22 protein-coding genes are annotated in these 21,095 nt (G+C 69.7%); 12 read left to right on the top strand and 10 right to left on the bottom strand.

The genetic code is table 11. From position 1 onward, the window contains the following. Positions 1-16: 16 nt before the first annotated feature. The 5 genes from B3I25_RS08235 to B3I25_RS08215 form a co-directional block, all read right to left on the bottom strand. Positions 17-1,819: an acetyl/propionyl/methylcrotonyl-CoA carboxylase subunit alpha gene (locus B3I25_RS08235; RefSeq protein WP_286738587.1), complete on the bottom strand. Its 1,803-nt coding sequence runs from the start codon at positions 1,817-1,819 to the stop codon at positions 17-19. Further along, positions 1,816-3,603: a 5-oxoprolinase/urea amidolyase family protein gene (locus B3I25_RS08230; RefSeq protein WP_286738586.1), complete on the bottom strand. Its 1,788-nt coding sequence runs from the start codon at positions 3,601-3,603 to the stop codon at positions 1,816-1,818. Before B3I25_RS08230 ends, B3I25_RS08235 begins: the two co-directional genes overlap by 4 nt. Further along, positions 3,600-4,358, bottom strand: a complete 759-nt coding sequence (locus B3I25_RS08225) for a LamB/YcsF family protein (RefSeq protein ID WP_286738585.1) — start codon at positions 4,356-4,358, stop codon at positions 3,600-3,602. Before B3I25_RS08225 ends, B3I25_RS08230 begins: the two co-directional genes overlap by 4 nt. Positions 4,359-4,420: 62 nt before the next feature. Next, positions 4,421-5,419, bottom strand: a complete 999-nt coding sequence (locus B3I25_RS08220) for a cation diffusion facilitator family transporter (RefSeq protein WP_286738583.1) — start codon at positions 5,417-5,419, stop codon at positions 4,421-4,423. Next, positions 5,416-5,895 (bottom strand): transporter substrate-binding domain-containing protein, encoded by a 480-nt coding sequence (locus tag B3I25_RS08215; protein ID WP_206479140.1) that lies wholly within the window; start codon positions 5,893-5,895, stop codon positions 5,416-5,418. The genes B3I25_RS08220 and B3I25_RS08215 overlap by 4 nt, the downstream gene beginning before the upstream one ends. 165 nt (positions 5,896-6,060) lie before the next feature. Here B3I25_RS08215 and B3I25_RS08210 point away from each other — a divergent pair, with 165 nt between their 5' ends. From B3I25_RS08210 to B3I25_RS08200, 3 genes are read left to right on the top strand one after another with little or no spacing between them, the layout of a single operon-like run. After that, on the top strand, positions 6,061-7,239 hold the full coding sequence (locus tag B3I25_RS08210) for an LLM class flavin-dependent oxidoreductase (RefSeq protein WP_286738580.1): 1,179 nt from the start codon (positions 6,061-6,063) through the stop codon (positions 7,237-7,239). Between the two features lie 31 nt (positions 7,240-7,270). Then, on the top strand, positions 7,271-7,942 hold the full coding sequence (locus B3I25_RS08205; RefSeq protein WP_286738579.1) for a CE1759 family FMN reductase: 672 nt from the start codon (positions 7,271-7,273) through the stop codon (positions 7,940-7,942). Beyond that, positions 7,939-8,550, top strand: a complete 612-nt coding sequence (locus B3I25_RS08200; RefSeq protein ID WP_349676531.1) for a MarR family winged helix-turn-helix transcriptional regulator — start codon at positions 7,939-7,941, stop codon at positions 8,548-8,550. Before B3I25_RS08205 ends, B3I25_RS08200 begins: the two co-directional genes overlap by 4 nt. Positions 8,551-8,673: 123 nt before the next feature. On the opposite strand, the gene B3I25_RS08195 is transcribed toward B3I25_RS08200, so the two are convergent. After that, entirely contained in the window at positions 8,674-8,841 is a 168-nt protein-coding gene (locus tag B3I25_RS08195) for a hypothetical protein (RefSeq protein ID WP_179861296.1), read from the bottom strand. A gap of 103 nt (positions 8,842-8,944) precedes the next feature. On the opposite strand from B3I25_RS08195, the gene B3I25_RS08190 reads away from it, so the two are divergent. Together B3I25_RS08190 and B3I25_RS08185 are read left to right on the top strand one after the other, a co-directional pair. Continuing rightward, a complete protein-coding gene (locus B3I25_RS08190) occupies positions 8,945-9,829 on the top strand; it encodes an SDR family oxidoreductase (RefSeq protein ID WP_286738578.1) in 885 nt (294 codons plus the stop codon). A 129-nt stretch (positions 9,830-9,958) separates the two neighbouring features. Beyond that, positions 9,959-10,342: a YdeI/OmpD-associated family protein gene (locus B3I25_RS08185; RefSeq protein ID WP_231885553.1), complete on the top strand. Its 384-nt coding sequence runs from the start codon at positions 9,959-9,961 to the stop codon at positions 10,340-10,342. Between the two features lie 77 nt (positions 10,343-10,419). Here B3I25_RS08185 and B3I25_RS12370 read toward each other — a convergent pair whose 3' ends face one another. Genes B3I25_RS12370 through B3I25_RS08175 form a run of 3 tightly spaced genes read right to left on the bottom strand, consistent with a single transcriptional unit; the run spans position 10,420 to position 13,152 of the window. Beyond that, complete coding sequence (locus B3I25_RS12370; protein ID WP_349676536.1) at positions 10,420-11,316, bottom strand: serine hydrolase domain-containing protein; 897 nt, start codon at positions 11,314-11,316, stop codon at positions 10,420-10,422. 15 nt (positions 11,317-11,331) lie between these two features. Continuing rightward, a complete protein-coding gene (locus tag B3I25_RS12365; RefSeq protein ID WP_349676530.1) occupies positions 11,332-12,300 on the bottom strand; it encodes a hypothetical protein in 969 nt (322 codons plus the stop codon). Positions 12,301-12,360: 60 nt separating this feature from the next. Then, the gene (locus tag B3I25_RS08175; RefSeq protein WP_286738577.1) at positions 12,361-13,152 is read right to left on the bottom strand and encodes an SDR family NAD(P)-dependent oxidoreductase; all 792 of its coding nucleotides are present in this window, start codon (positions 13,150-13,152) and stop codon (positions 12,361-12,363) included. 202 nt (positions 13,153-13,354) lie between these two features. On the opposite strand from B3I25_RS08175, the gene B3I25_RS08170 reads away from it, so the two are divergent. From B3I25_RS08170 to B3I25_RS08155, 4 genes are all read left to right on the top strand, one after another. Further along, complete coding sequence (locus tag B3I25_RS08170) at positions 13,355-13,798, top strand: AMP-binding protein (protein ID WP_286738576.1); 444 nt, start codon at positions 13,355-13,357, stop codon at positions 13,796-13,798. 231 nt (positions 13,799-14,029) lie between these two features. After that, positions 14,030-14,479, top strand: a complete 450-nt coding sequence (locus B3I25_RS08165) for an acyl-CoA thioesterase (protein ID WP_082943306.1) — start codon at positions 14,030-14,032, stop codon at positions 14,477-14,479. After that, positions 14,476-15,390, top strand: coding sequence for an SMP-30/gluconolactonase/LRE family protein (locus B3I25_RS08160; RefSeq protein WP_064846388.1), 915 nt, complete (start codon positions 14,476-14,478; stop codon positions 15,388-15,390). The genes B3I25_RS08165 and B3I25_RS08160 overlap by 4 nt, the downstream gene beginning before the upstream one ends. Positions 15,391-15,490: 100 nt before the next feature. Further along, positions 15,491-16,363 (top strand): TetR/AcrR family transcriptional regulator, encoded by an 873-nt coding sequence (locus B3I25_RS08155; protein ID WP_286738575.1) that lies wholly within the window; start codon positions 15,491-15,493, stop codon positions 16,361-16,363. Here the strand turns inward: B3I25_RS08155 and B3I25_RS08150 are convergent. Next, the gene (locus tag B3I25_RS08150) at positions 16,327-16,881 is read right to left on the bottom strand and encodes a GNAT family N-acetyltransferase (RefSeq protein ID WP_286738573.1); all 555 of its coding nucleotides are present in this window, start codon (positions 16,879-16,881) and stop codon (positions 16,327-16,329) included. The two genes, B3I25_RS08155 and B3I25_RS08150, sit on opposite strands and share 37 nt — an antisense overlap. Before the next feature lie 141 nt (positions 16,882-17,022). Between B3I25_RS08150 and B3I25_RS08145 the strand changes: the two genes are divergently transcribed. From B3I25_RS08145 to B3I25_RS08135, 3 genes are all read left to right on the top strand, one after another. Beyond that, positions 17,023-19,122, top strand: a complete 2,100-nt coding sequence (locus B3I25_RS08145; RefSeq protein ID WP_286738572.1) for a 3-hydroxyacyl-CoA dehydrogenase NAD-binding domain-containing protein — start codon at positions 17,023-17,025, stop codon at positions 19,120-19,122. A 23-nt stretch (positions 19,123-19,145) separates the two neighbouring features. Next, positions 19,146-20,387 (top strand): acyl-CoA dehydrogenase family protein, encoded by a 1,242-nt coding sequence (locus B3I25_RS08140; protein ID WP_098055340.1) that lies wholly within the window; start codon positions 19,146-19,148, stop codon positions 20,385-20,387. A 71-nt stretch (positions 20,388-20,458) separates the two neighbouring features. Next, positions 20,459-21,095 (top strand): AMP-binding protein (locus tag B3I25_RS08135; RefSeq protein ID WP_286738569.1); only part of this gene is annotated, 637 nt, incomplete at its 3' end.

Here is a 21,095-nt window from a genome sequence, read left to right as displayed (position 1 = left end):
CGCGGCTCGACGGCCGTCACGCGATCTCTCCCAGCGTCTGCCCCTTGCGCACGGCGGACCCCTCCGCCAGGTCCGCCCGGGTCAGCGTGCCGGAGCGATGAGCGCGGACGGGCGTCTCCATCTTCATCGCCTCCAGGGTGAGGACGGTGTCGCCCTCGACCACCTCGGCGCCGTCCTGCATGGCCCACGTCACGATCGTCCCGTTCATGGGCGCCACCAGGCTCGTTCCTGCCGAGTCCTCATGGGGCGACGACGCCGCCCCGGTTTCTGCCCCCGCCCCCGCGGTCTCACCGGACCGCGATTCGGCGCCCCCGGATGCCGAATCAGACCCGGAACCTGCGACGGATCCGCCACCCAGGAGGGCGGCGGCAAGGTCTGCGGGCAGGCCCAGTTGATGGGCGCGCCCGTCGATCTCCACCGTGACCGTGGTGCGCTCGCCGGCCCCGGGCGCCACGTACGGGGAGGCCTCCAGCTTGCGTGTGAACTCGTCCTCGATCCACGTGGTGTACACCCCCATCCCGTCCGGGGACGTGAACGCGGGCTCCTCCAGGACCGCCCGGTGGAACGGGACCACTGTGGGCACCCCGCGGATCACGAGCTCCCGCAGCGCGGCGCGCGCGCGTACGAGGGCCTGCTGCCGGTCCTCGCCCCACGCGATGAGTTTGGCCAGCAGGGAGTCGTACTCGGCGGGCACCACGGACCCGGAACGCACACCGGTGTCCATGCGCACCCCCGAGCCCGTGGGCGCCTCGAACGCCTCCACTGCGCCGGGAGTGGGGAGGAACCCGAGGGCCGGGTCCTCCGCATTGAGTCGGAACTCAAACGCATGCCCGTTCGGTGACGGGTCCTCGGTGAGGCTCAGCGCCAACCCGTCGGCCACGCGGAACTGTTCCCGCACGAGGTCCACGCCCGCGGTCTGCTCCGTGACGGGGTGTTCCACCTGCAGCCGCGTGTTGACCTCCAGGAAGGAGATCAGCCCGTCCGGGGCCACGAGGTACTCGACCGTGCCCGCCCCGGTGTACCCGGCCTCCCGGCAGATGGCGCGCGCGGATTCATGAATCGTCGTGCGCTGCTCATCGGTCAGGAACGGCGCAGGGGCCTCCTCCACGAGCTTCTGGTTCCGCCGTTGCAGTGAGCAGTCACGCGTGCCCACCACGATCACGGAACCGTGGGTGTCTGCCACGACTTGGGCCTCCACGTGGCGGGGCTTGTCCAGGAAACGCTCCACGAAGCATTCGCCCCGCCCGAACGCCGACGTCGCTTCGCGCACCGCCGCCTCGAACGCCGCGTCGATCTCGTCCATGGTCCTGGCCACGCGCATCCCACGACCACCACCGCCGAAGGCGGCCTTGATGGCGATGGGCAGTCCGTGCTCCTCGGCGAATGACCGGGCCGCAGCGGCGTCGTCCACGGGACCGTCCGTGCCGGGAACCAGGGGAGCGCCGGCGCGCACGGCGATGGCCCGGGCGGTGACCTTGTTGCCCAGCTCGCGGATGACCCGGGCGGACGGACCGATCCAGGTGAGGCCGGCGTCCGCCACGGCCTGCGCGAAGTCCGCGTTCTCGGACAGGAACCCGTAGCCCGGGTGTACGGCGTCCGCGCCGGAACGGGAGGCCACGGCGAGCAGACGGTCGATATGCAGGTAGGTGTCCGCGGAGGCGGAACCGGGCAGGGCGTAGGCCTCGTCGGCCATATGCACGTGGAAGGCGTCGGCGTCAGGTTCGGAGTACACGGCCACCGAGGTCAGACCGGCGTCCGCGCACGCCCGCGCGATCCGCACCGCGATCTCCCCGCGGTTGGCGATCAGGACCTTCTTCATGGTGTGTCTCCTGCGGTGTCGGATGCGGGGTGGGGCGGATCGGTGAACGTGAAGCGGACCGCGCTGCTCGGGGGTAGCTGCGCGGCGAGGGGGAGGTCCTCCGGAAGTACGACCCCGATCACGGGATAGCCGCCCGTCACGGGATGGTCGGCCAGGAAGAGCACGGGAACCCCCGAGTGGGGGACCTGCAGGGAACCTGCCACCACGCCCTCGCTCGCCAGTTCGCCCTCGCGGGAACGCTCGAGCGGCGGGCCCTCGGGGGGTTCCTCGAAGCGCACCCCCACGCGGTTGGACTGCTCACTCACGACCCAGTCCCGCGAGGTGAACGTCTCGAGTGCTTCCGGTGTGAACCAATCGTCACGGGGCCCCGGGCTCACCCGCAGGGTGACGGTCTCCCCGGGGGTGGGAAGCGTGACCGCCGGCGGTTCGGGCAACCCCACGGTCCAGCCCGCGGCGGCCTTGAGAACCGGGAGCTCGTCACCGGCACTCAACGGGTCCGGTCCGATCCCGGAGAGCGCATCCGAGGAGCGGCTCCCCAGCACCTCGGGTACGTCGATCCCACCTCGCACTGCCAGATAGGTGCGCAGGCCTCTGTCCGGGGCCCCCAGGGTGAGGCGCTCGCCGTCGTACAGGGCGAACGGAGCGTGGCACGTGACGGCGCGTCCGCCGAGGGGTCCCTCGATCCGGGCCGGAGTGGGCGCGCCACTGAGGGCCAGTACGTGGTGCCCGCGGGCCGTGACCGACAGTCCACCCAGCAGCGTCTCGATCACGGCGGCCTCGGGCGAGTTGCCCACCAGCCGGTTGGCCTGCTCGGCCGACGCGCGGTCCGCCGCGCCGGAGGCCACCACGCCCAGGTCGCCTCGGCCGGGTCTGCCGCGGTCCTGGGGCAGGGACTGCATCCCGGGATCCTCGATCATCAGGGCGTGTTTCCGCTCCCGGCGCGACGCGGGTAGTGCCGTCTCTGAGGACACCGTCACGAGTTCGCGCACCGCCCGGTAGCGCACGGTGTCACCCGGTCGGATCAGGGCGGGCTCTTCCCGGTCCACGTCCCACAGCGGCGCGTCCGTGTGACCGATCAGCTGCCAACCCCCGGGGGAACGCCGGGGGTAGACGGCCGAGAAGCGTCCCGCGAGCGCCACGGACCCGGCCGGCACCGCGGTGCGGGGCGAGTCCCTGCGCGGCACCTCGAGCGGATCGCCGTCGGCCACAAGGTACGCGAATCCCGGCGCGAACCCGCCGAACGCCGCCGTCCAGCCGGTTCCCGTGTGCGCCTCGATCACGCCGCGCTCGCCGAGCCCGGTCAGCTTTCCCACGGCGGCCAAATCTTCGCCGTCGTAGACCACGTCGATCGCCACGTGCTTACCCGCGGCCGGCTCGGTGGAATCGAGCCGGATGTCGACGACGTCGCTCGCGGCCCTCCGCGCCGCGGCGGGAGTTGTGAAGGTCAGCAACACGGTCTCCGCGGCGGCCAGGACATCGAGCTGACCCGGGTACGGATGGGCACTCAGGTGGGCATGCAGCCGCATCACGTGCTCGAGCGAGGGACACTCGATCAGGAAGGCCCGCGTGCCGGCCCAGCGCAGACCCGTCCGCGGCGGGGTGGCCGTGTCGGGTGCTGCCGACGAGGACGTGGCAGGCGCGGTGGCTCGGTCCCGGCGTGCGGTGCGCGGCGCTCCGGATCCGCTCCGCGTCACGTTGGCGGCTCGCGGAGTGGCCGGGGAGGGCACGCCCGTGCCGTCGTGGGCGGTGCCCGGACCGTGCGTCGTCGAGTCGCGGCCGCTCACACGAACGACCGGATCGTGATGCCCGCGCGCTCCAGACCCGCGCGGACCTCGGCGGCCATGGCTGCGGACCCGGGGGTGTCCCCGTGCACGCAAATGCTCTCGGCGGCGAGATGCACCGTGGAGCCGTCCACCGCGGTCAGCGTGCCGTGTTCGGCCAGGCGGATCATGCGCTCGGTGACCTGGGCGGCGTCGTGCAACACAGCGCCTTGCTCGCGGCGGGAGACCAGCGTGCCCTCGGGGGTGTACCCTCGGTCGGCGAATGCCTCGGCCACCCCGCGCAATCCCGCCCGCTCGGCCTTGTCCAGGGCCACGGAACCGGGCAGCAGCAGCAACGGGAGGTCACCGCCGAACGCCTTGACCGCGTCCACGACCGCCTGCGCGTGTGCCTCGTGGTGGACGATCGTGTTGTACAGCGCCCCGTGGGGTTTGACGTATTTGATGGTCGTGCCGGCCGAGCGCGCCATCGCCTCGAGTGCACCCATTTGGTAGAGCACGTCATCGGCGAGTTCGGTGGGGGAGCAGTCCAGGAATCGTCGGCCAAAACCGGCCAGGTCCCTGTACGCCACGTGGGCGCCCACGGTGACTCCTGCGGCCACCGCGTCCCGGCACGTCTGTGCCATGGTGCCCGGGTCCCCGGCGTGGAACCCGCAGGCCACGTTGGCGGAGGAGACGGAACGGAAGATGGCGGTGTCGTCGCCCATGTGCCAGTTGCCGAACGACTCGCCCACGTCGCTGTTTAGATCGATGACCGTCATGCGTGACCTCCGTCTCAGTACCGAGTTCCAGAATGCCGCACGCGGGAGGATTGTTCAACAATCTAGTGCGAATGACCCTCGAACTCCTCGGCCTCCAGGACCCGCGGAAGCGTGTTGACGGGGATGAGCACCACGTCGCGAATCTTCCAGTCCAGGGCCAGTAGCTGTTTGCGGGCGGCGTCCAGGCGATCGGGAGTCGCGAGGTCTGGGGTGCGGGGAACCACGAATCCCTCGACCTGGAACACCTGACCCTCGTCGCGTACGCGTGCGGCACCCACGCGCGCCCACTCCAGCTGTCGGAGGAAGGCGTCCACGTCCGCGTTGAGCGGGTGAGGCTCCTTGTTGTCCACGGTGGTGGGACGGGCATCCGCGAGCCCGGCCACGGCCGCACGGAGGTTGGTGATCCCGTCCCTGAGGATGGACACGGCGATCACGATGGCCGCCACGGCGTCCGCCCACCACCACCCCAGGCCGATCCCGATCACACCCGTGGTGGCCGCGGCGGAGGTCATCCAATCCGCCTTGTTCATGTCCGCGTCCGCGAAGAGCACCTTGTTGTGCAAGGGCGTCGCGAGTTTCAACTTCATGCGCCCCAGGACCACCGGCGGGATGCCCGTGACAACCAGGACCCCGATCATCAACCAGCCGAGCCACACCGTGGTGCCGAACAGCTGGATCCCGCCGATGGACGGGTGCTCCGCCGTGATGAGTTTGCTGCCCGAGTCGACGATCAGATATGTCCCCATGACCAGCAGCGCGGTGGCCGAGACCAGGTGGGCCATCCCCACGGAGCGATGATGGCCGAAGGGGTGCTTCGCGGTGGCCGGGCGGCGGGTGATCCGTACGCCGACCAGGAACGCAATGGGCGGGATGAAGGACAACAGGTCCTCGACCCATGCCGTCTTCATGGCCTGCGAGTTCCCCAGCACGAGGAACACGAGGGTCACCGTGACCGCGAGGGTCCCGATGGTGAGCCATTCCAGGCGCACGGCCCGGGTGAGCGCTCGGGTGATCTCCGGCGGAAGTTGCTCGTCGTCCACCGGGTGGTGTTGCGCGCTCATGATCTGCCTCCGTGGTCGGCCAGGAATGCTTCGAGGTCCATGAGGAATGCGTTCTCCCCGTTGCGTACCGCCATGACGTGTTTCCGGGTGTCGCCGAACTCGTCGGTGGATTCGGCGTAACCGCGGGTGATGCCCACCTCCGTGTCCCACGGGCTGTCCTTCGTGAGCCCACCGATGACCAGGTCCAGGTGGCCGTTCTTCAGCTGCTTGACCAGATCCTCCTCGCCACCGGGAGTCCAGGTGACGTGAGCACTCACGGTCTCGGCGTACTGCCGCACGAGATCCACTTCGGTGCCCGTGGGTGGGTTGGGTCCGAGATCCGTCTCCGGAGGACTGTGCGAGACACCCACACGGAGTTCCCCGCCGGTCACGTGCTCGAGTGTCCCGTGCGGGTCCGCGGGATAGTGACCCGAACACCCGGTCAGCGCAAGAAGCAGGAGCAGGAGAGCGATCAGCCGCCCGATGGGTGATCTCATGACACCACTGTAGGCCCGAGTGCCGTTCGCCACACCCGGATATTTTCCCTGGAATAAATCTCCGCGGCGGCGCATTATATAGGTAATTCAAATTTGAAATATCTACGGAACGGAGCTGCGGCACTCGCGCTGCGGCGTCGTCGACCACAAGCCAAGGAGGCCGACATGCAACTCGGCATCTTCACCATCGGGGACGTGACCCAGGACCCCACCACCGGCAAGACCCCCACCGAGAACGAGCGGATCAAGGCCACCGTGGCCATCGCTCGCAAGGCGGAGGAGGTGGGTATGGACGTGTTCGCCATGGGCCAGCACCACAACCCGCCGTTCGTGGCGCCCGCAAACCCGCCGATCCTCATGGCCCACCTGGCGGCGCAGACCGAGAAGATCCAGCTGGGCACCGCCACCACGCTGATCACCACGACGGACCCCGTGCGCATCGCGGAGGACTACTCGTACGTCCAGCACCTAGCGGACGGGCGCGTGGACCTCACGCTGGGTCGCGGCAACACAGGGCCCGTGTACCCGTGGTTCGGCAAGGACATCCGGCAGGGCATCCCGCTGGCCGTGGAGAACTACCAGCTGCTGTACCGGCTGTGGCGCGAGCAGAGCGTGAACTACTCCGGTCGCTTCCGCACGCCCCTGCAGGGCTTCACAGCCACGCCGCGCCCGCTGGACGACGTCCCGCCGTTCGTGTGGCACGGTTCCATCCGCTCCCCGGAGATCCCGGAGCAGGCCGCATTCTACGGTGACGGGTTCTTCCACAACAACATCTTCTGGAACAAGGAGCACACCGAGCGCATGGTGGACTTCTACCGCCAGCGCTACGAGTACTACGGCCATGGCTCCTACGATCAGGCGATCGTGGGTCTGGGTGGTCAGGTGTTCATGGCCAAGAACTCGCAGGACGCCATGCGTACGTTCCGCCCGTACTTCGACAACGCGCCGGTCTACGGTCACGGCCCGTCGCTCGAGGACTTCACCGAGCAGACCCCGCTGACCGTGGGATCCCCGCAGCAGGTCATCGAGCGCACGTTGTCCTTCCGCGGGTACGCGGGTGACTACCAGCGTCAGCTGTTCCTGGTGGACCACGCCGGCCTGCCGCTCAAGACCGTCCTCGAGCAGATGGACATCCTGGGCGAGGAGGTCGTCCCGGTGCTGCGCAAGGAGTTCGACGCCGCTCGGCCGGCCCACGTGCCGGACGCTCCCACCCACGAGTCCCTCGTGGCGCGCCACGCCGCGGGCAAGGACCCGATCCCCGGTGGCGGCCCGGATTCGCAGGCCGCGAAGGATCGCGCACAGCAGGCGGAGGCCGCGCAGCGCGACCACGAGAACGCCAAGTAAGTTCACGTACCACGTCAGAGAGAAGGACGCCATGACCGATCGGTTGAACCTCGCGGTGGTGACCGCGGGACTGTCGGAGGACTCCACGACCACGCGCCTGGGCGAGGCGATCGCCCAGGCCGCGAGCACCACGGTCGAGAACGCCGGGCAGCACGTGCACATCAAGGTGATCCAGCTGCGAGATATGGCCCACGGGCTGACCGACATGATGATCACCCATGTGGCCTCGCGCGCCGTGCAGGACGCGATCGACACCGTGCTTACCGCGGACGGCCTGATCGCGGCGTCGCCCACGTACAAGGCGTCCTACTCGGGGCTGTTCAAGCAATTCTTCGACGTGATCGACGAGTCCGCGCTCGAGAACCTGCCCACCGTGGTCGCCGCCACGGGCGGGTCCCCGCGGCACTCGCTCGTGCTGGACACCGCCATGCGGCCGCTGCTGAGCTACCTCAAGGCCCTCGTGCTGCCCCTGGGCATCTACGCGGCGTCCGAGGACTGGGGTCACAACGACCTGCAGCGCCGGATCGACCGCGTGGGCGCCTCGCTCGGCGCCATGCTGCTCGCGGGTTCGCGGGGCAGTGCCGGTTCCGCGGACGGCGCCTCCCAGGGCGACGCCGCTCGGCCGGGTCTGCGCCGCGAGGTCAAGGACGAGTTCAGTGACGTCCCCGACTTCGCGAGCCTGCTGGCCTCGGTGGGATCGTGAGCGACACGGCCACCAGCGCCGTTGCTTTGTCCAAGGCTGCGCCGTCCGGGTCCGCGCACGTCGAGACCGCGCCGTCCGAGCCCGTGACGGGTTCGGACGGCGCGGACACCACCGGCGCGGCATGCATCAGTGGCGCGGAATCCCTCGATGATGCGGCGCGTGCGGGTATCTCGGACGCGTCCCGGCAGGACTGGGACGCGTGGCAGGTCTACTTCGAGACTACCGCGCTGCTCACCGCCCGGATCGAGGAGCGGCTCAAGCAGCACGGTTGCTCGCTCATGGACTACCAGTTGCTCCTGCTGCTCTACAGCGCGCCGGAGCACCGGATGCGCATGGGTGAGCTGGCGCACCGCCTGATCTTCTCGCCGTCGCGGTTGAGCTACCAGATCGGTGTGCTGGGCAAGCGCGGCTGGGTGGAACGCCGCCGCGTGGAGTGCGACGGCCGCGGCTTCGAGGCGGTGCTCACAGCCGAGGGCCTGCGCGCCTTCCGCGAACTGCGCCCCGCCCACGCGCGGGACGTCCAGGAGCTCTTCTTCTCCGCACTCCAGGACGACGACGCCGCTCGACTGGCCGGCCTCATGCGCCGGGTGGGTGGGCTGCTGGGTTAGTCACGGCCACCTCGGGATCGCCCTGGTGGCGGCCGTGATCCCGAAGTCGCCCATGAAGGATGCCGCCCCGCTGTGCAGGAGTTGATCCTGTTATGCAGTGGGCGGCATCACGCCGTTCCGGGGTCAGGAGCCGAACGTCCTGCGCCCGGCCCGTTCGACGAAGATCCGGGGGACCACCGTGGCGGCAAAGTCCCCCGTGTTCCGGATCCGCGCGCGATGGGATGCCATGGGATCGCGGTGGACCCAGCGGTGGCTCTCGTGGCCGATCGCGGGCCAGTTGGAGGTGGCCATGGTGCTCCTTGATGGAACTGCTGATCCTGATTGTCTCAGTAGGAGTCTTATTGAGACAATCCATCGATCCGGTCTCAATAAGCGGCGCTGGCAGACTGGATTCATGACGGCTTCACCCGGAACCCTGCCCCTGCGCGGTCGAACGGCGCTGGTCACCGGGGTGTCACGACGCCGCGGCATCGGCTTCGCCGTTGCCCGCACCTTCGCGCGGCTGGGCGCGAGTGTATTCATCCACCACTACGGCCCGCACGACGAGGACCAGCCATGGGGCGCGGACGATCTGAGCGACGTCGTGAGCGCATTGCGGGCCGAACTCACCGGGGGTGCGCGGCTGGGGGAGATGAGCGCGGATCTGCGGGACCCCGGACGGATCCGACCGCTCATCGATGCCGCGAGCGAGCTCACCGGGTCGCTGGACATCCTCGTGTGCAACCACGCCAGGAGCGGTGGGGACGGCTCCATCCTGGACATGACCCCCGAGGCGCTGGACGCGTTCTGGCAGACCAACACCCGCTCCACGCTGCTGCTGACCCGGGCGTTCGCGCTCCTCAAGGCCGACGCCCCGACCGCTCCGGCGCGGCCGGGAGAACGCATCCGGGGCGACCGCGAGCGGAGGTTCACCGCACCGACGGGGCGGGTTTTCTGGATGACCTCGGGACAGGGGCACGGGCCCATGCGCGGCGAGGTCGCGTACGCCACGAGCAAAGCCGCGCTCGCCGGGGTCACCGCTACCGTGGCCGCGGAGCTGCTCGAACTCGGCATCGTGCTCAACACCGTGAACCCCGGACCGGTGGACACCGGGTACCTGTCCCCCGATGCCACGGACCGTCCACTCGGTCAGATCCAGGAGTTGATCGACGGCACCCCGTTCGGCCGCTTCGGGGCGCCGAGCAATCCCGCGAACCTCATCGGCTGGCTCGCCACGGACGACGGCGCATGGATCGTCGGCCAGGTCCTCACTTCGGACGGTGGGTTCTACCTGGCGTGAGCCCGGTGGGGGCGGGGCTTCGCCCCGGATATTCATGAATCGAGTAATGGACGTCTTCGGTCCGTCGCGTGGCACGCTGCTGCTTGCCGGGGATCCACGGCGACAGGTTGACAGCGCAGGAAGAGAACCATGACCAACACGACCCGGACTGCGGCGTCGTCCGCGGAGAACGCGACGAACGTGACGGACGCGCAGAACGAGAACGGCGCGGAGACCGCCGAGAACCTGGCCACGATCGATGGCGCGAACACCCAGTCCGGGCTCCCCGGCGGCGTCGTCCACGAGTTGCCCGCGGACGTCGCCGAAGCGCTCGCGCTGGACCCCGTGACCGCCGAGCTGTGGCGCGGACTCACTCCGCTCGGGCGCAACGAGTTCGTGTGCTGGGTGGAGGATGCCCAGAAGCCGGAGACCCGGCAGCGGCGGATCCGGCGCACCGAGGAGGAAATGCACGAGGGCAAGCGCCGCCCGTGCTGCTGGCCCGGGTGCAAACATCGGGAGCGCACCGGTCGCTGAGACCCGATGCACCCCCTGGCGTGAAACCACGGCCGACGTGACACAACGGTCGGCGCGGTACGACGGCCTGCTCGGCGCTACAACCGCAGCGAGCCCGCGCCGCCGGAGGCCGGCCCCTTGCCAGAAGCCGGTGTGGTCGGGGCGCTCGTCGGGCACGTGGCACGGAAGCCCGCGATGAGCGCGGCGTTCATGGCCGCATCCGGGTCCGGACCCTCCTCCACGAAGGGGCGGCCCGTGTAGGCCAGGGCCATCCGGCGGGAGGCGTCCCGCGTGGTGAAGGACACCGCACGGGTGCCGAACCCGGCGCCGTCGTGACCGATGAGCACCTCGGGGGTGCCCGCCGCGGTGCGGCAGGGACCGTTGATGAGGTAGAGACCGTAGCCGTAGCGCGCCTGCTGAGCCGCGCCCACGGGAGTGACCATGGCGTCCACGAGGTCCTTGCGCAGCAACCGTCCGGTCATGAGGGCGCCGGTGAAGTCGGTGATGTCCTCCGCGGTCGCGTACACCCCGCCCGCGCCGGAGAAGATGGACGGGTTGACCAGGGGCAGCGGCGCCAGCCCGGCCTGGAACTTGCCGTACAGCAGGAGGTAGCGGCCTCGGACCAGCGTGGACTCCTCGAGCCGTGACTGCTGCATCTTGGCGGGCTTGAACACCCGGTCCCGCACGACGTCCTGGATGCGCGACCCCGTGGCGGCCTCGAGCATCATGGACAGCCCCACGTACCCGACGTTGGAGTAGGACCAGCCGGTCCCGGGCTCGAACTCCCACGGCAGCCTGCGGCTGAGTTCCACAAGTTCCTGCTCGGGGTGGTACGGGACCACCGCGGCCTCCAGGTCCTGCACGGTCCACGTGTACCACTCCCGGTCCGGGAGCAAGGAGTAGATCCCGTCCGGCATGCCCGAGGTGTGGTTCATCAGTTGCGCCACGGTCACGCCGCCGTGGCCCGGGTAGAGCCCCGGGGTGACCTGGTCGATGGTCGTGCGCAGAGTTCATTGCCCCGCCTCGATGCGCTGCATCACGAGCACCGCGATCATCGCCTTGGTGATCGAGGCGATCCGTGCGCGGTCCTGGGGCCGGGCGCTGTCCTTCTGCAGGTGCCGCTTGCCGGCGGCGCTCAGATAGGTCCCGCCCGGGCCCACGACCGAGGTGGTCATGCCCACGGCGCCGTCGCGCACGAGGTTGGCCAGGGCGGCGTCGATCCCGGCGGTGTTGAACGCGGTCTTCGACGGCGCTGCCGCGGCACCGGTCGTGAACGCCGGGGTGGCGAGCGCCGTGGCGGCGCGACCGAGTTTGTCCGCGAGCCAGCCGAAGACGGGGGAAAGGGCATACATCCCCGCCACGTGCAGGGAGATGGTCAGCCCCACCACGGACAGCGTGGCCCCGTGGGTCGTGAGGTGCACGGGCGTCATGGACATGAGACCCACCATCACCGCGTGGGACAGGGCCACCACGAGCACCGCGCGCCGAGCCGCGGGGACGGTGCGCAACAGGGTAAACCCGCCGGCCGGGCTGGGTGTGGAGGCCACCGATTCACCGCGGGACAGGGCGACCTTGAGCGGGTCCGGGCGCAATCCGATGAAGTACACGATGGCCCCCAGCACCTGGGCACACAGTGCGATCACGAACCCGCGGTGAACTGGGGCAGCCCCAGCGCCCGCCCCTGCGACCGCCACGAGGGCGCCGGTGGTCAGGGAGATCCGCCGACCACGACGTTGCGCCAACCGCGCCAGGGGGATGGCCAGAATGGCGGCACCCAGGGTGTTCATGGTGGCCGCCAACCCGGACACCGCACTGCTCCCGGAGACCTCCGTGACGAGCAGGGCACCCAACGCGAGGGTCGCACCCGTTCCCAGCCCACCCAGGATCTGGCCCAGCGCCAGCACGGTCAGCACTTTGCGCTGGAACTCTGGCCCGGGGTCGGGTGTCTGCGCGGTGGAGGCCGTGGAGGTTTCGGTCATGCACGCATCATGACGGACGAACGCACCGGCGCACCATCATCACCGGCTTGCGTCCCGCTCTCAGTCGCCGCGCGGGCGGGTCAGTTCCGCCTGCCGGTGCGCCTTCACCGGCTCGGGGGTGGTGCGGTTGTCCTCGCGGGTCTGTTTCGTCTGCTCATCGCCGCCCACGACCTCGTCCACGTCATTGAGCAATGCTTCGAAGCCCTGCTGGGCCACGAGGACCTTGTCGTTCTTGGTGGCGCCCGGCCCGAGCGCCGTGTTGTCCATGCCGGCGTTGGAGTGGAAGTCGCTGTCCGTGGCACCGGGTAAGAGCGCCGTGACCGTCACGCCGGTGTCACGCAACTCTTCGCGCAATGATTCCGCGAAGGAGAAACCGAATGCCTTGGAGGGGCCGTAGACGGTCTCGTAGGGAGTGGGCGTCGTGGCGGAGGTGGAGGACACGATGAGGATGCGCCCGTGGCCGTTGGGGACCATGTGCTGCACGACGCGCTTGGCCATGTGCACCGTGCCCTTGACGTTGATGTCGATGAGCCGGAACTCGTCCTGGAGGTCGGTGTTCATAAACGCTCCGCCCAGTCCGATACCGACGTTCAGGGCCGCGGCATCCAAGGGACGACCCAGCTCGGCCACGAAGTTCCAGAAGTCCTCGACACCGTCGTAGGTGGCGGCGTCCGCCTGGAACGGGTAGGCCTGTGCGCCGAGCTCCTCGATGCCCGTGGCCGCCTCATGGACGCGGTCACTCGAACCGGACAGGGCGACGTCGTAGCCGTGCCGGGCGAACTGTTTGGCCAGTTCGAACCCGATGCCGGAGGAACCACCGGTGACCATGGCAAGGGGGCGCTGATCGGACATGAGGACTTCCTTCCACACCGGGACCGCCGCGCGAACGGGTAAGGATCGCGGAGCCGGGGCCCATGACGGATGCCGCTGACACGTGACGGCTGGACCAGTGTGCATCACCGATGCAGTGACCACAACGCCGTGACCGCTTGCTAGGGTGACGCATATCACTCAGGGGATTTGCGGGGTGTCCGTGCCCATGTCAGGAACCGCCATGAGCCACCCCGTGAACATCAACCCCGTGCGAGGTCTGCTCTACCAGGCGCGCTACGGCCCCGAGCACCCCATGGTGATCTACGAGGACGAGACGGTGGACTACGCCCACTTCACCGAGAGCGTGCGGCGTCTCGCGGGCGCGTTCGCGCGTTCCGGGGTGGGCACCGGGGACCGGGTCGCCTCACTGGGGTTGAACTCCGAGGTCTTCCTGCGCACCATGTTCGCCGCGTGGTGGCTCGGCGTGGTTTTCGAGCCCCTGAACTTCCGACTCGCCCCGCGCGAGGTCGCGGGCCTGCACACCCGATCGACCCCCGCGGTGACCATCGTGGAGCCCGGTCACGTCCCCGTCCTGGAGGCGGCGCTGCCGCTCGCGGAGGGTTACGAGGGCGGCAGCGTCGTCATGGACACGGACCCCGCCGTGCCCTGGATCCCGGACGGTTAGCAGGGCGGGGAGGCTTCGGGGGGCGACGGCGCTGCTGTTCCACATCGGTGCATTGAACTCGTTCACCGTGCGCGCGCTTGTGCGGGGCAACACGACCCTGGTGCGCAGGACATTCGTGCCCTCGCAAGTGCTCGCGGACATCGAGCACTACGGGGTGGACACCACGTTCCTGGTCCCCGCCAGCTGGGCCGTTCGCGGCCCGGTGTCCAGGCGGTCCCCTAGGCTGGGGGCATGCAGCACCACGGTGACATCTCGTTCCGCACCCGCAAATGGGTCAAGCCGGAAGACCTCAACGCCAACGGCACCCTGTTCGGGGGATCGCTGCTGCGCTGGATCGACGAGGAAGCGGCGATCTACGCGATCGTGCAATTGGGTAATCAGCGGGCGGTCACCAAGTACATGTCCGAGATCGAGTTCGTCTCCTCCGCGGTGCAGGGGGACATCATCGAGATGGGCCTCACTGCCACTACGTTCGGACGCACCTCGTTGACCATGCGGGCGCAGGTGCGCAACATGATCACCCGCGAGTTGATCCTGAGCATCGACAAGATCGTGTTCGTGAACCTCGGGGAGGACGGCAAGCCCGCCCCGCACGGGTACACGCAGATCACGTACGACCGCGACAGGATTCCCAGCATGTCGCTCCCCGCCCACAACAGCCCCAGGAGGTCGCAGTCGTGAAGCAGCTCACCGCCCAGAGGATCACCCCGTCGTGGATGTACCACGGTGAGGGGCCGTGCTGGAGCAAGGAATGGAACGGGCTGGCCTGGGTGGACATGCTCGCCGGGGACGTCATGACGTTCACCCCGGCCGACCAGCCGCGCCGCCAGCACGTGGACGCCGTGGCCGCGTGTGTGCGTCCGCGCCGTTCGGGTGGGCAGATCATCGCGGTGGAACGGGGAGTGGTCCTGACCGATCCCACGGGCGCAGTGGAGCGGGAGATCCCCATGTGGGGGGACCCCGAGATCCGCATGAACGAGGGCGGTGTGGCCCCCGACGGCTCCTTCTACGTGGGGTCCATGGCGTACGAGCAGACCGAGGGCGCGGCCACGCTGTACCGGGTCGCGCCGGATCTGTCGTGGCAGCCCGTCCTCGAGAACGTGAGCATCTCCAACGGGATCGCGTGGTCCCCGGACGGCACCCTCGCGTACTACAACGACACCCCCACCCACGAGGTCTCGGTCTTCGACTGGAGCCCCGAGGCCGGCCTGCAGAACCGCCGCACGTTCGTCGCGCCCGTCCTGGACGACCACGCCGCCGCGGCCGCCACGGACCCGGAGGAGAGTTACGAACCGGGCCGCGTCTCGGTGAGCCCGGACGGGTTGACCGTGGACTCCGAGGGCGCGGTGTGGGTCGCCCTCTACGGCGCGGGGCAGGTCCACCGCTACCTCCCGGACGGGGCCCTGGACACCGTCGTCGCCGTGGGCGCCACGCAAACCACCGCGTGCACGCTGGGTGGTGAGGACCTGCGCACGCTGTACATCACGACGTCGCGCGAGGGCCTCCCGGGCGACGTCCAGCCCACCGCCGGTTCCCTCTACTCGGTGCGCGTGTCCGTCCCGGGCCAGGTCACGCAGGCCTTCGGGGGCTGAGCGCGTCGTCGGGCCGGCTCCCGGACCGGCGCGGCCCGCGGACGTGGTCGCCGCACCGCGGCGGCCTCGCCGCACGGTTACCATCACCGCAGGAGGCCAGATGAGTACCGCACCCGGGGTGAGCGGCGACGCCGTCACCACAGCGATCCGCCTGTTGGCCGCGCAGGGTTACGACGCCACCACCGTGGACCAGCTCGCGCACGCCACGGGGGTCAGTCGTGCCACGTTCTTCCGCAAGTACGGGTCCAAGGAGGACATCGTGTTCGCGGATCACGCGTCCAACCTGGAGCGGCTGGAGCAGTTGCTCAACCGCCCGCACCTCACCGCCCAGGCGGGGGTGAGTGAGGGCGTGCAGCTCGTGTTCCGGTACAACCTGGACCACGCGGACCGTGCGCTCGCACGACACCGACTGCTGCAGCGGGTCGAGGCGTTGCGGGACCGGGAGCTCGCCACATCCCACCGGTACGAGCGGGTGTTCCGGGAGTTCCTGCGCCGCGTCCTGCCAGACGGCCCCGACCGGCGGGTCACGGCGATCTCGTTGGCCTCCGCCATCGTCGCCGTGCACAACGCCTACCTGCGCACGTGGTTGCACGATCCCCAGGCCGCGGACGGCGAGCGGCTGGCCGCGGGACTCAATCGGCGCGTCGCGTGGTTGTGCACCCTTTTCGGGCTCTCGTTCGTTCCCGGGCGCCCGGTTCAGCAACTTCGCTCCGCGGACGACGGTGCGGGCCCGGCGCCCGTGGTCGTCATCGTCCCCGAGGGGGTCGACGCGCGGGACGTCGCCGAGCGGACGGCGCGCTCGGTGTACGAGGCCCTGGCCCCGGGTGGCACGCAGCTCGCGCGGGATGCCCAGCCCGGTGGGGAGCAGGACGCCTCCGAGGGCGGCGGGTTCGCCGGGGCGCGACCCTCCGACGAGGTGCGTGTCCCCGCGGCGGATCAATCCGCGCGTCGCTCAGACGCGAGCACAGCGTAGACGAGTTCGTCGCGCCACTCGCCCAACTGGTAGTGGCTCTCCCGCAGGGTCGCCTCCTGGCGCATGCCCACGCGCTCGCAGACCTTCGCGGACGCCACGTTGAGACTGTCCAGGCGCGCGAAGACGCGGTGCGCGCCGAGGTGCTCGAACGCGGCGTCGACGGCGGTGCGCGCGGCCTCCGCGGCGTACCCCTTGCCCGTGTGGTCCGGGTGCAACGCCCAGCCGATCTCCACCTGCGCGGACTCCGCGTCCACGAGGGTCAGCACGATCTCGCCCACGAGCTCGTCGGAGTCGTGAGGGGAGATCGCGACCCGCAGGCTGTCGCCGTCGGAGGACCAGGACCCGGGTTCGCGATTGGCCTCGACCGTCCTGATCACGTGGTCCATGTCGCGGGGTTCGCGCCATGCATGCATGGCGTAGTCCTCGCGGGACTGGTAGGAGTGCATGGGCTCGATGTCGGCATCGGTGGGCCAGCGGAAGCGCAAGCGGTCCGAGTGCAGCGGCAGCTGGAGAGTCACCGGATCAGCCTATCCAGGACGTACCGGGCATCCGGGGGCCGGGTGACACTGAATGTCTTGACGTGAGACGCAGTCTCACGTCAGACTGTTCTCGCGATACTGTGGGCCACACCACCTTTCGCCCAGACACAGGAGCCAAGCGTGAGCGAACAGACCTTCCCGTCCACCGTGACCATCGACGTGACCCGTCCCGTCCTGCCCGGGCGGGAACGACCGATCGCCCTGGTGTCCCTGGGGTCCACGGAGCCCAACGGGCTCGTGATCTGGGGTTCGGAGGCCATGCGCGAGTTGCGCCGGGAGCTCTCGGCCATTGACACCTCGCAGGTCGAGGCCGTGGTGGTCACGGGCAACGAGAAGTCGTTCGGTGCAGGCGCCAATCTCAAGGAGATCCGCGCCGCACAGTTCGACGGGGGTTCGGAGGACTACGTCGGCTCCGGGCACGAGGCCTTCGGCGTCCTGGCGGAGATGCCCGTTCCCACGTTCTCGCTCATCACGGGGGTGGCCCTCGGCGGCGGTCTGGAACTCGCGCTGCACACCGACTACCGCTTGGCCACGTCCGGCAAGGCACCCATGGGTCTGCCCGAGTGCCGGCTGGGCTTCTTTCCGGGCTGGGGCGGCGTCTACCTACTGCCGCACCTGGTAGGCGCTGAGGCGGCACTGAACATCATCGTCACGGACTCCATGCGCGGGCGGAACCTCAAGCCCGCCAAGGCCGCGGAGATCGGTCTCGTGGACGCCGTCCTGGATGCCGCCCCCGGCACGGACGAGTGGGAGACGGCGTGGCAGCGCTGGGTCGTGGAGGCCCTCGAGGGCAAGCACGAACCGCGCCGCGCCGACGACGACGAACAGACCTGGCAGGCCGCCGTGGACAAGGCCGCCGCCAAGGCCCACGCCGCGTGGCACGGTGCCGCTCCCGGCCCGGTGGCCGCGATCGACCTCGTGGGCCGTGCGCGCACGGACACCCGCCAGGCCAACGGTGCCGCCGCGGTCCAGCTCTTCAGTTCGATCGTGCAGTCCGACGCCGCCCGCGCGTCCCTGTACGCGTTCGAACTCGTGAGCGCCCGCAGCAAACAGGCCGCGAACGTCCCGGACGCTGCCGTGCGCCCGATCAAGAAGGCGGCGGTGATCGGCGCGGGACTCATGGCGGGTCAGCTCGCGTCCCTCCTCGCCCAGGGCGCCCGGGTCCCCGTGGTGATGACCGACCTCGACGACGAGCGCCTCGCCACAGGCGTGCAGCGCACCCGCGACCGCTTCACGGCCCAGGCCGAGAAGGGTCGCATGAGCGCGGAGCAGGCGGAGCAGCTCGGTTCCCTGATCTCGGGGGCCGAGAGCCCGCAGGACCTCGCGGACGCGGACTTCGTGATCGAGGCCGTCTTCGAGGAGCTCGAGGTGAAGCGGCAGGTCTTCGCGCAGTGGGAGCCCGTGATCCGCGAGGACGCGATCCTCGCGACTAACACCTCGTCCCTGTCCGTCACGGCCATGGGCCGGGACCTCAAGCACCCCGAGCGGCTCGTGGGCTTCCACGTGTTCAACCCGGTGGAGGTCACCCCGCTGCTCGAGATCATCTCCGCGCAGCAGACGGACGACTCCACCCTGGCCACCGCGTTCGACCTCGCCGCCAAGCTGCGGCGCATCGCGGTGCGCGTGGAGGACGCCCCGAGCTTCGTGGTCAACCGCGTGCTGACCCGCATGTTCGACGAGATTGGCCGCGCCATGGACGCCGGTGGCGATCCGGAGACCGTGGACCACGCCCTCGCCCCCATGGGGCTGCCCATGACACCGCTGCAGCTGCTCGACTTCGTGGGCCCGGCCGTGCTCGTGCACATCACGCACACCATGAACGACGCCTACCCGGACCGGTTCACCCTCTCTCCGTGGCTCGACGCCGTCGCGGACGCCGGTCTGACCCACACGCTGCCCGCGCGCGGCGAGACCTCGCAGACCTACCTCTCGCCCGAGGCTCACGACGCACTCGAGCGCACGCGGCAGAAGAGCGGCGTTGCGGCGTCGTCGGACGACGGCGCCGGGGGAGAGCTGCTCACGCGCGTCCAGGACGCGCTCGCGGACGAGATCGGGCACATGCTCGACGAGGGCGTGGTCGCCTCCGCACGGGACGTGGACCTGTGCATGATCCTGGGCGCCAACTACCCGTTCCACCTGGGCGGCATCACACCCTACCTGGACCGCACCGGCGCCGCCGAGCGCGTCCGCGGCCGGCGTTTCGACGCCGCCCAGCAGTAACCCCTGATCGCGAAGGACCAGTCATGACCACTGAGAACACGGCACCCACCTCGGAGAACTTCCCCGCGGGCACGCTGGAACCGGAATACACGCTCACCGAGGCCCTGGGAACGGACGAGGCGGGGGTCTTCACGGACGTCTCGGACGAGGACCGCGCCCACTGGATGCGCGCCCGGTCCTTCGTGCAGGAAGACGTCCTGCCCGTGATCGCCCGGTACTGGGACGAGAGCGAGTACAACCTGGATCTCGTGACCCGGATGGGCGAGCTGGACCTGCTGCGTGACGGCGTGGCGGTCCCGGGCATGGACAACATGTCTAAGCTCGCCGCGGGTCTCGTGACCATGGAACTGGCCCGCGGGGACGGATCGGTGTCCACCGTGGCCGGTGTGCAGGGTGGCCTGGCCATGCGCTCGATCGCCATGTGCGGCAGCGACGAGCAGAAGGACCGGTGGCTCCCGGACATGGCCGCGGGCAAGCTGCTCGGTTCCTTCGCGCTCACCGAGCCGGCCCACGGTTCGGACTCGATCGGCCTGGAGACCCGAGCGACCCCCGTGGATGGCGGCCACGTCCTCAACGGTGAGAAGAAGTGGATCGGCAACGGGTCCATGGGCGGGATCACCGTGGTGTGGGCCCGCAGCGACGAGGACGGCGCGGTCCACGGTTTCGTGGTGCCCCAGGACTCCGAGGGCTACACGGGTACCACCATGCGCGGGAAGCTCTCCCTGCGGGCCATCCACCAGGCCCAGATCCGTATGGAGAACGTGTTCGTCCCCACCGAGAACGTCCTGCCGAACGCCCGCTCCTTCCGGGACACGGCCTCGGTCCTCTTCGCGACCCGCATCGGCGTGGGGTGGGCCGCGGTGGGTCACGCGCAGGCGTGTTACGAGACCGCGGTCCAGTACGCGGCGCAGCGCGTGCAGTTCGGCCGTCCGCTCGCGGCGTCGCAGATCGTGCAGGAGCGCCTGGCCCGCATGCTGAGCGAGCTCACCTCCATCCAGACGCTCGTAATGGCGATGACCCGCAAGGAGGAGGCCGGGACCCTGACCGGGCACCAGGCCTCGCTGGCCAAGTACACGGCCACCCGCACGGCACGCCAGGTCGCGGCCAACGCTCGCGATCTGCTCGGCGGAAATGGCATCCTGTTGGAGAACCGTGTTGCACGTCACTTCGCGGACGTGGAAGCCGTGCACACCTACGAGGGGACCGAGACGGTGCAGGCCCTGATCATCGGCAAGTCGATCACGGGCTTCTCCGCCTACAACTGATCCGCTCGTGCCCACACGGCCCGGTTCGCGCCCGTCCGGCGCGTGACGGGCCATGACCGTTCAGGAGCACCATGTTCGCGAACACCGAGCCGCTGACCCCGTTGCGCTTCCTCGAGCGCAGCGCCGAGGTCTTCCCCGACCGCCCGGCGATCGTGCACGGCTCGCGGGTGTGGAGCTACGAGCAGTTCGAACGGGACGTGCGCCGGTTCGCCACGGCGCTGTTGCCGCTGCTGTCCGGTTCCGACGGCTCGGCGGGCGCTGCTTCCCGGGGATCCGCTGGATCGGACGACGCCGCTGGGTCGCCCGAGTCCGCGGGGTCGCGTGAGTCCGCCGGGTCACCGGTCACGGGCGGTTTGCCCGGAACTGCCGAGTCGGGCGACACTGCCGGGTCCGAGCGATCCGCGGGGGCCTCGGGTGAGGGGAACGAATCGTTCCAGGGCGCGGAGTTGCTGGAGTGCTCGTGGCCCACGGTCGCGGTGATCGCGCCCAATCTTCCCGCGACACTCATGGCGCACTACGCCGTGCCGGCGGCCGGGGCGGTGTTGGTGCCGCTCAACCCGCGACTGAGCGCGCGGGAACTGAGCTACATCCTCGAGCACTGCGAAGCCCGCGTGGTGCTCGCGGACACCTCGGTGCTCGAGACCGTCGCACAGGCCCTCGGTGACGGGTCGGACGTGACGCTCGTGCAGATCGACGACCCGCAGGCGG

This window comes from Kocuria sp. UBA1838 (assembly GCF_002338785.1).
Taxonomy (GTDB): domain Bacteria; phylum Actinomycetota; class Actinomycetes; order Actinomycetales; family Micrococcaceae; genus Kocuria; species Kocuria marina.
Note: the sequence above shows the minus strand (reverse complement) of the source record. Positions and strands in the feature narration are given on the sequence as shown.

What these genes read in the sequence shown, in the direction of transcription:
- B3I25_RS08195 (WP_179861296.1), bottom strand. Translation starts at nt 8,841, where the DNA reads ATGGCCACCTCCAACTGGCCCGCGATCGGCCACGAGAGCCACCGCTGG.
- B3I25_RS08175 (WP_286738577.1), bottom strand. Translation starts at nt 13,152, where the DNA reads ATGTCCGATCAGCGCCCCCTTGCCATGGTCACCGGTGGTTCCTCCGGC.
- B3I25_RS08185 (WP_231885553.1), top strand. Translation starts at nt 9,959, where the DNA reads ATGACCAACACGACCCGGACTGCGGCGTCGTCCGCGGAGAACGCGACG.
- B3I25_RS08225 (WP_286738585.1), bottom strand. Translation starts at nt 4,358, where the DNA reads ATGACGGTCATCGATCTAAACAGCGACGTGGGCGAGTCGTTCGGCAAC.
- B3I25_RS12365 (WP_349676530.1), bottom strand. Translation starts at nt 12,300, where the DNA reads ATGACCGAAACCTCCACGGCCTCCACCGCGCAGACACCCGACCCCGGG.
- B3I25_RS08170 (WP_286738576.1), top strand. Translation starts at nt 13,355, where the DNA reads ATGAGCCACCCCGTGAACATCAACCCCGTGCGAGGTCTGCTCTACCAG.
- B3I25_RS08190 (WP_286738578.1), top strand. Translation starts at nt 8,945, where the DNA reads ATGACGGCTTCACCCGGAACCCTGCCCCTGCGCGGTCGAACGGCGCTG.
- B3I25_RS08235 (WP_286738587.1), bottom strand. Translation starts at nt 1,819, where the DNA reads ATGAAGAAGGTCCTGATCGCCAACCGCGGGGAGATCGCGGTGCGGATC.
- B3I25_RS08215 (WP_206479140.1), bottom strand. Translation starts at nt 5,895, where the DNA reads ATGAGATCACCCATCGGGCGGCTGATCGCTCTCCTGCTCCTGCTTCTT.
- B3I25_RS08210 (WP_286738580.1), top strand. Translation starts at nt 6,061, where the DNA reads ATGCAACTCGGCATCTTCACCATCGGGGACGTGACCCAGGACCCCACC.
- B3I25_RS08205 (WP_286738579.1), top strand. Translation starts at nt 7,271, where the DNA reads ATGACCGATCGGTTGAACCTCGCGGTGGTGACCGCGGGACTGTCGGAG.
- B3I25_RS08155 (WP_286738575.1), top strand. Translation starts at nt 15,491, where the DNA reads ATGAGTACCGCACCCGGGGTGAGCGGCGACGCCGTCACCACAGCGATC.
- B3I25_RS08140 (WP_098055340.1), top strand. Translation starts at nt 19,146, where the DNA reads ATGACCACTGAGAACACGGCACCCACCTCGGAGAACTTCCCCGCGGGC.
- B3I25_RS08220 (WP_286738583.1), bottom strand. Translation starts at nt 5,419, where the DNA reads ATGAGCGCGCAACACCACCCGGTGGACGACGAGCAACTTCCGCCGGAG.
- B3I25_RS08165 (WP_082943306.1), top strand. Translation starts at nt 14,030, where the DNA reads ATGCAGCACCACGGTGACATCTCGTTCCGCACCCGCAAATGGGTCAAG.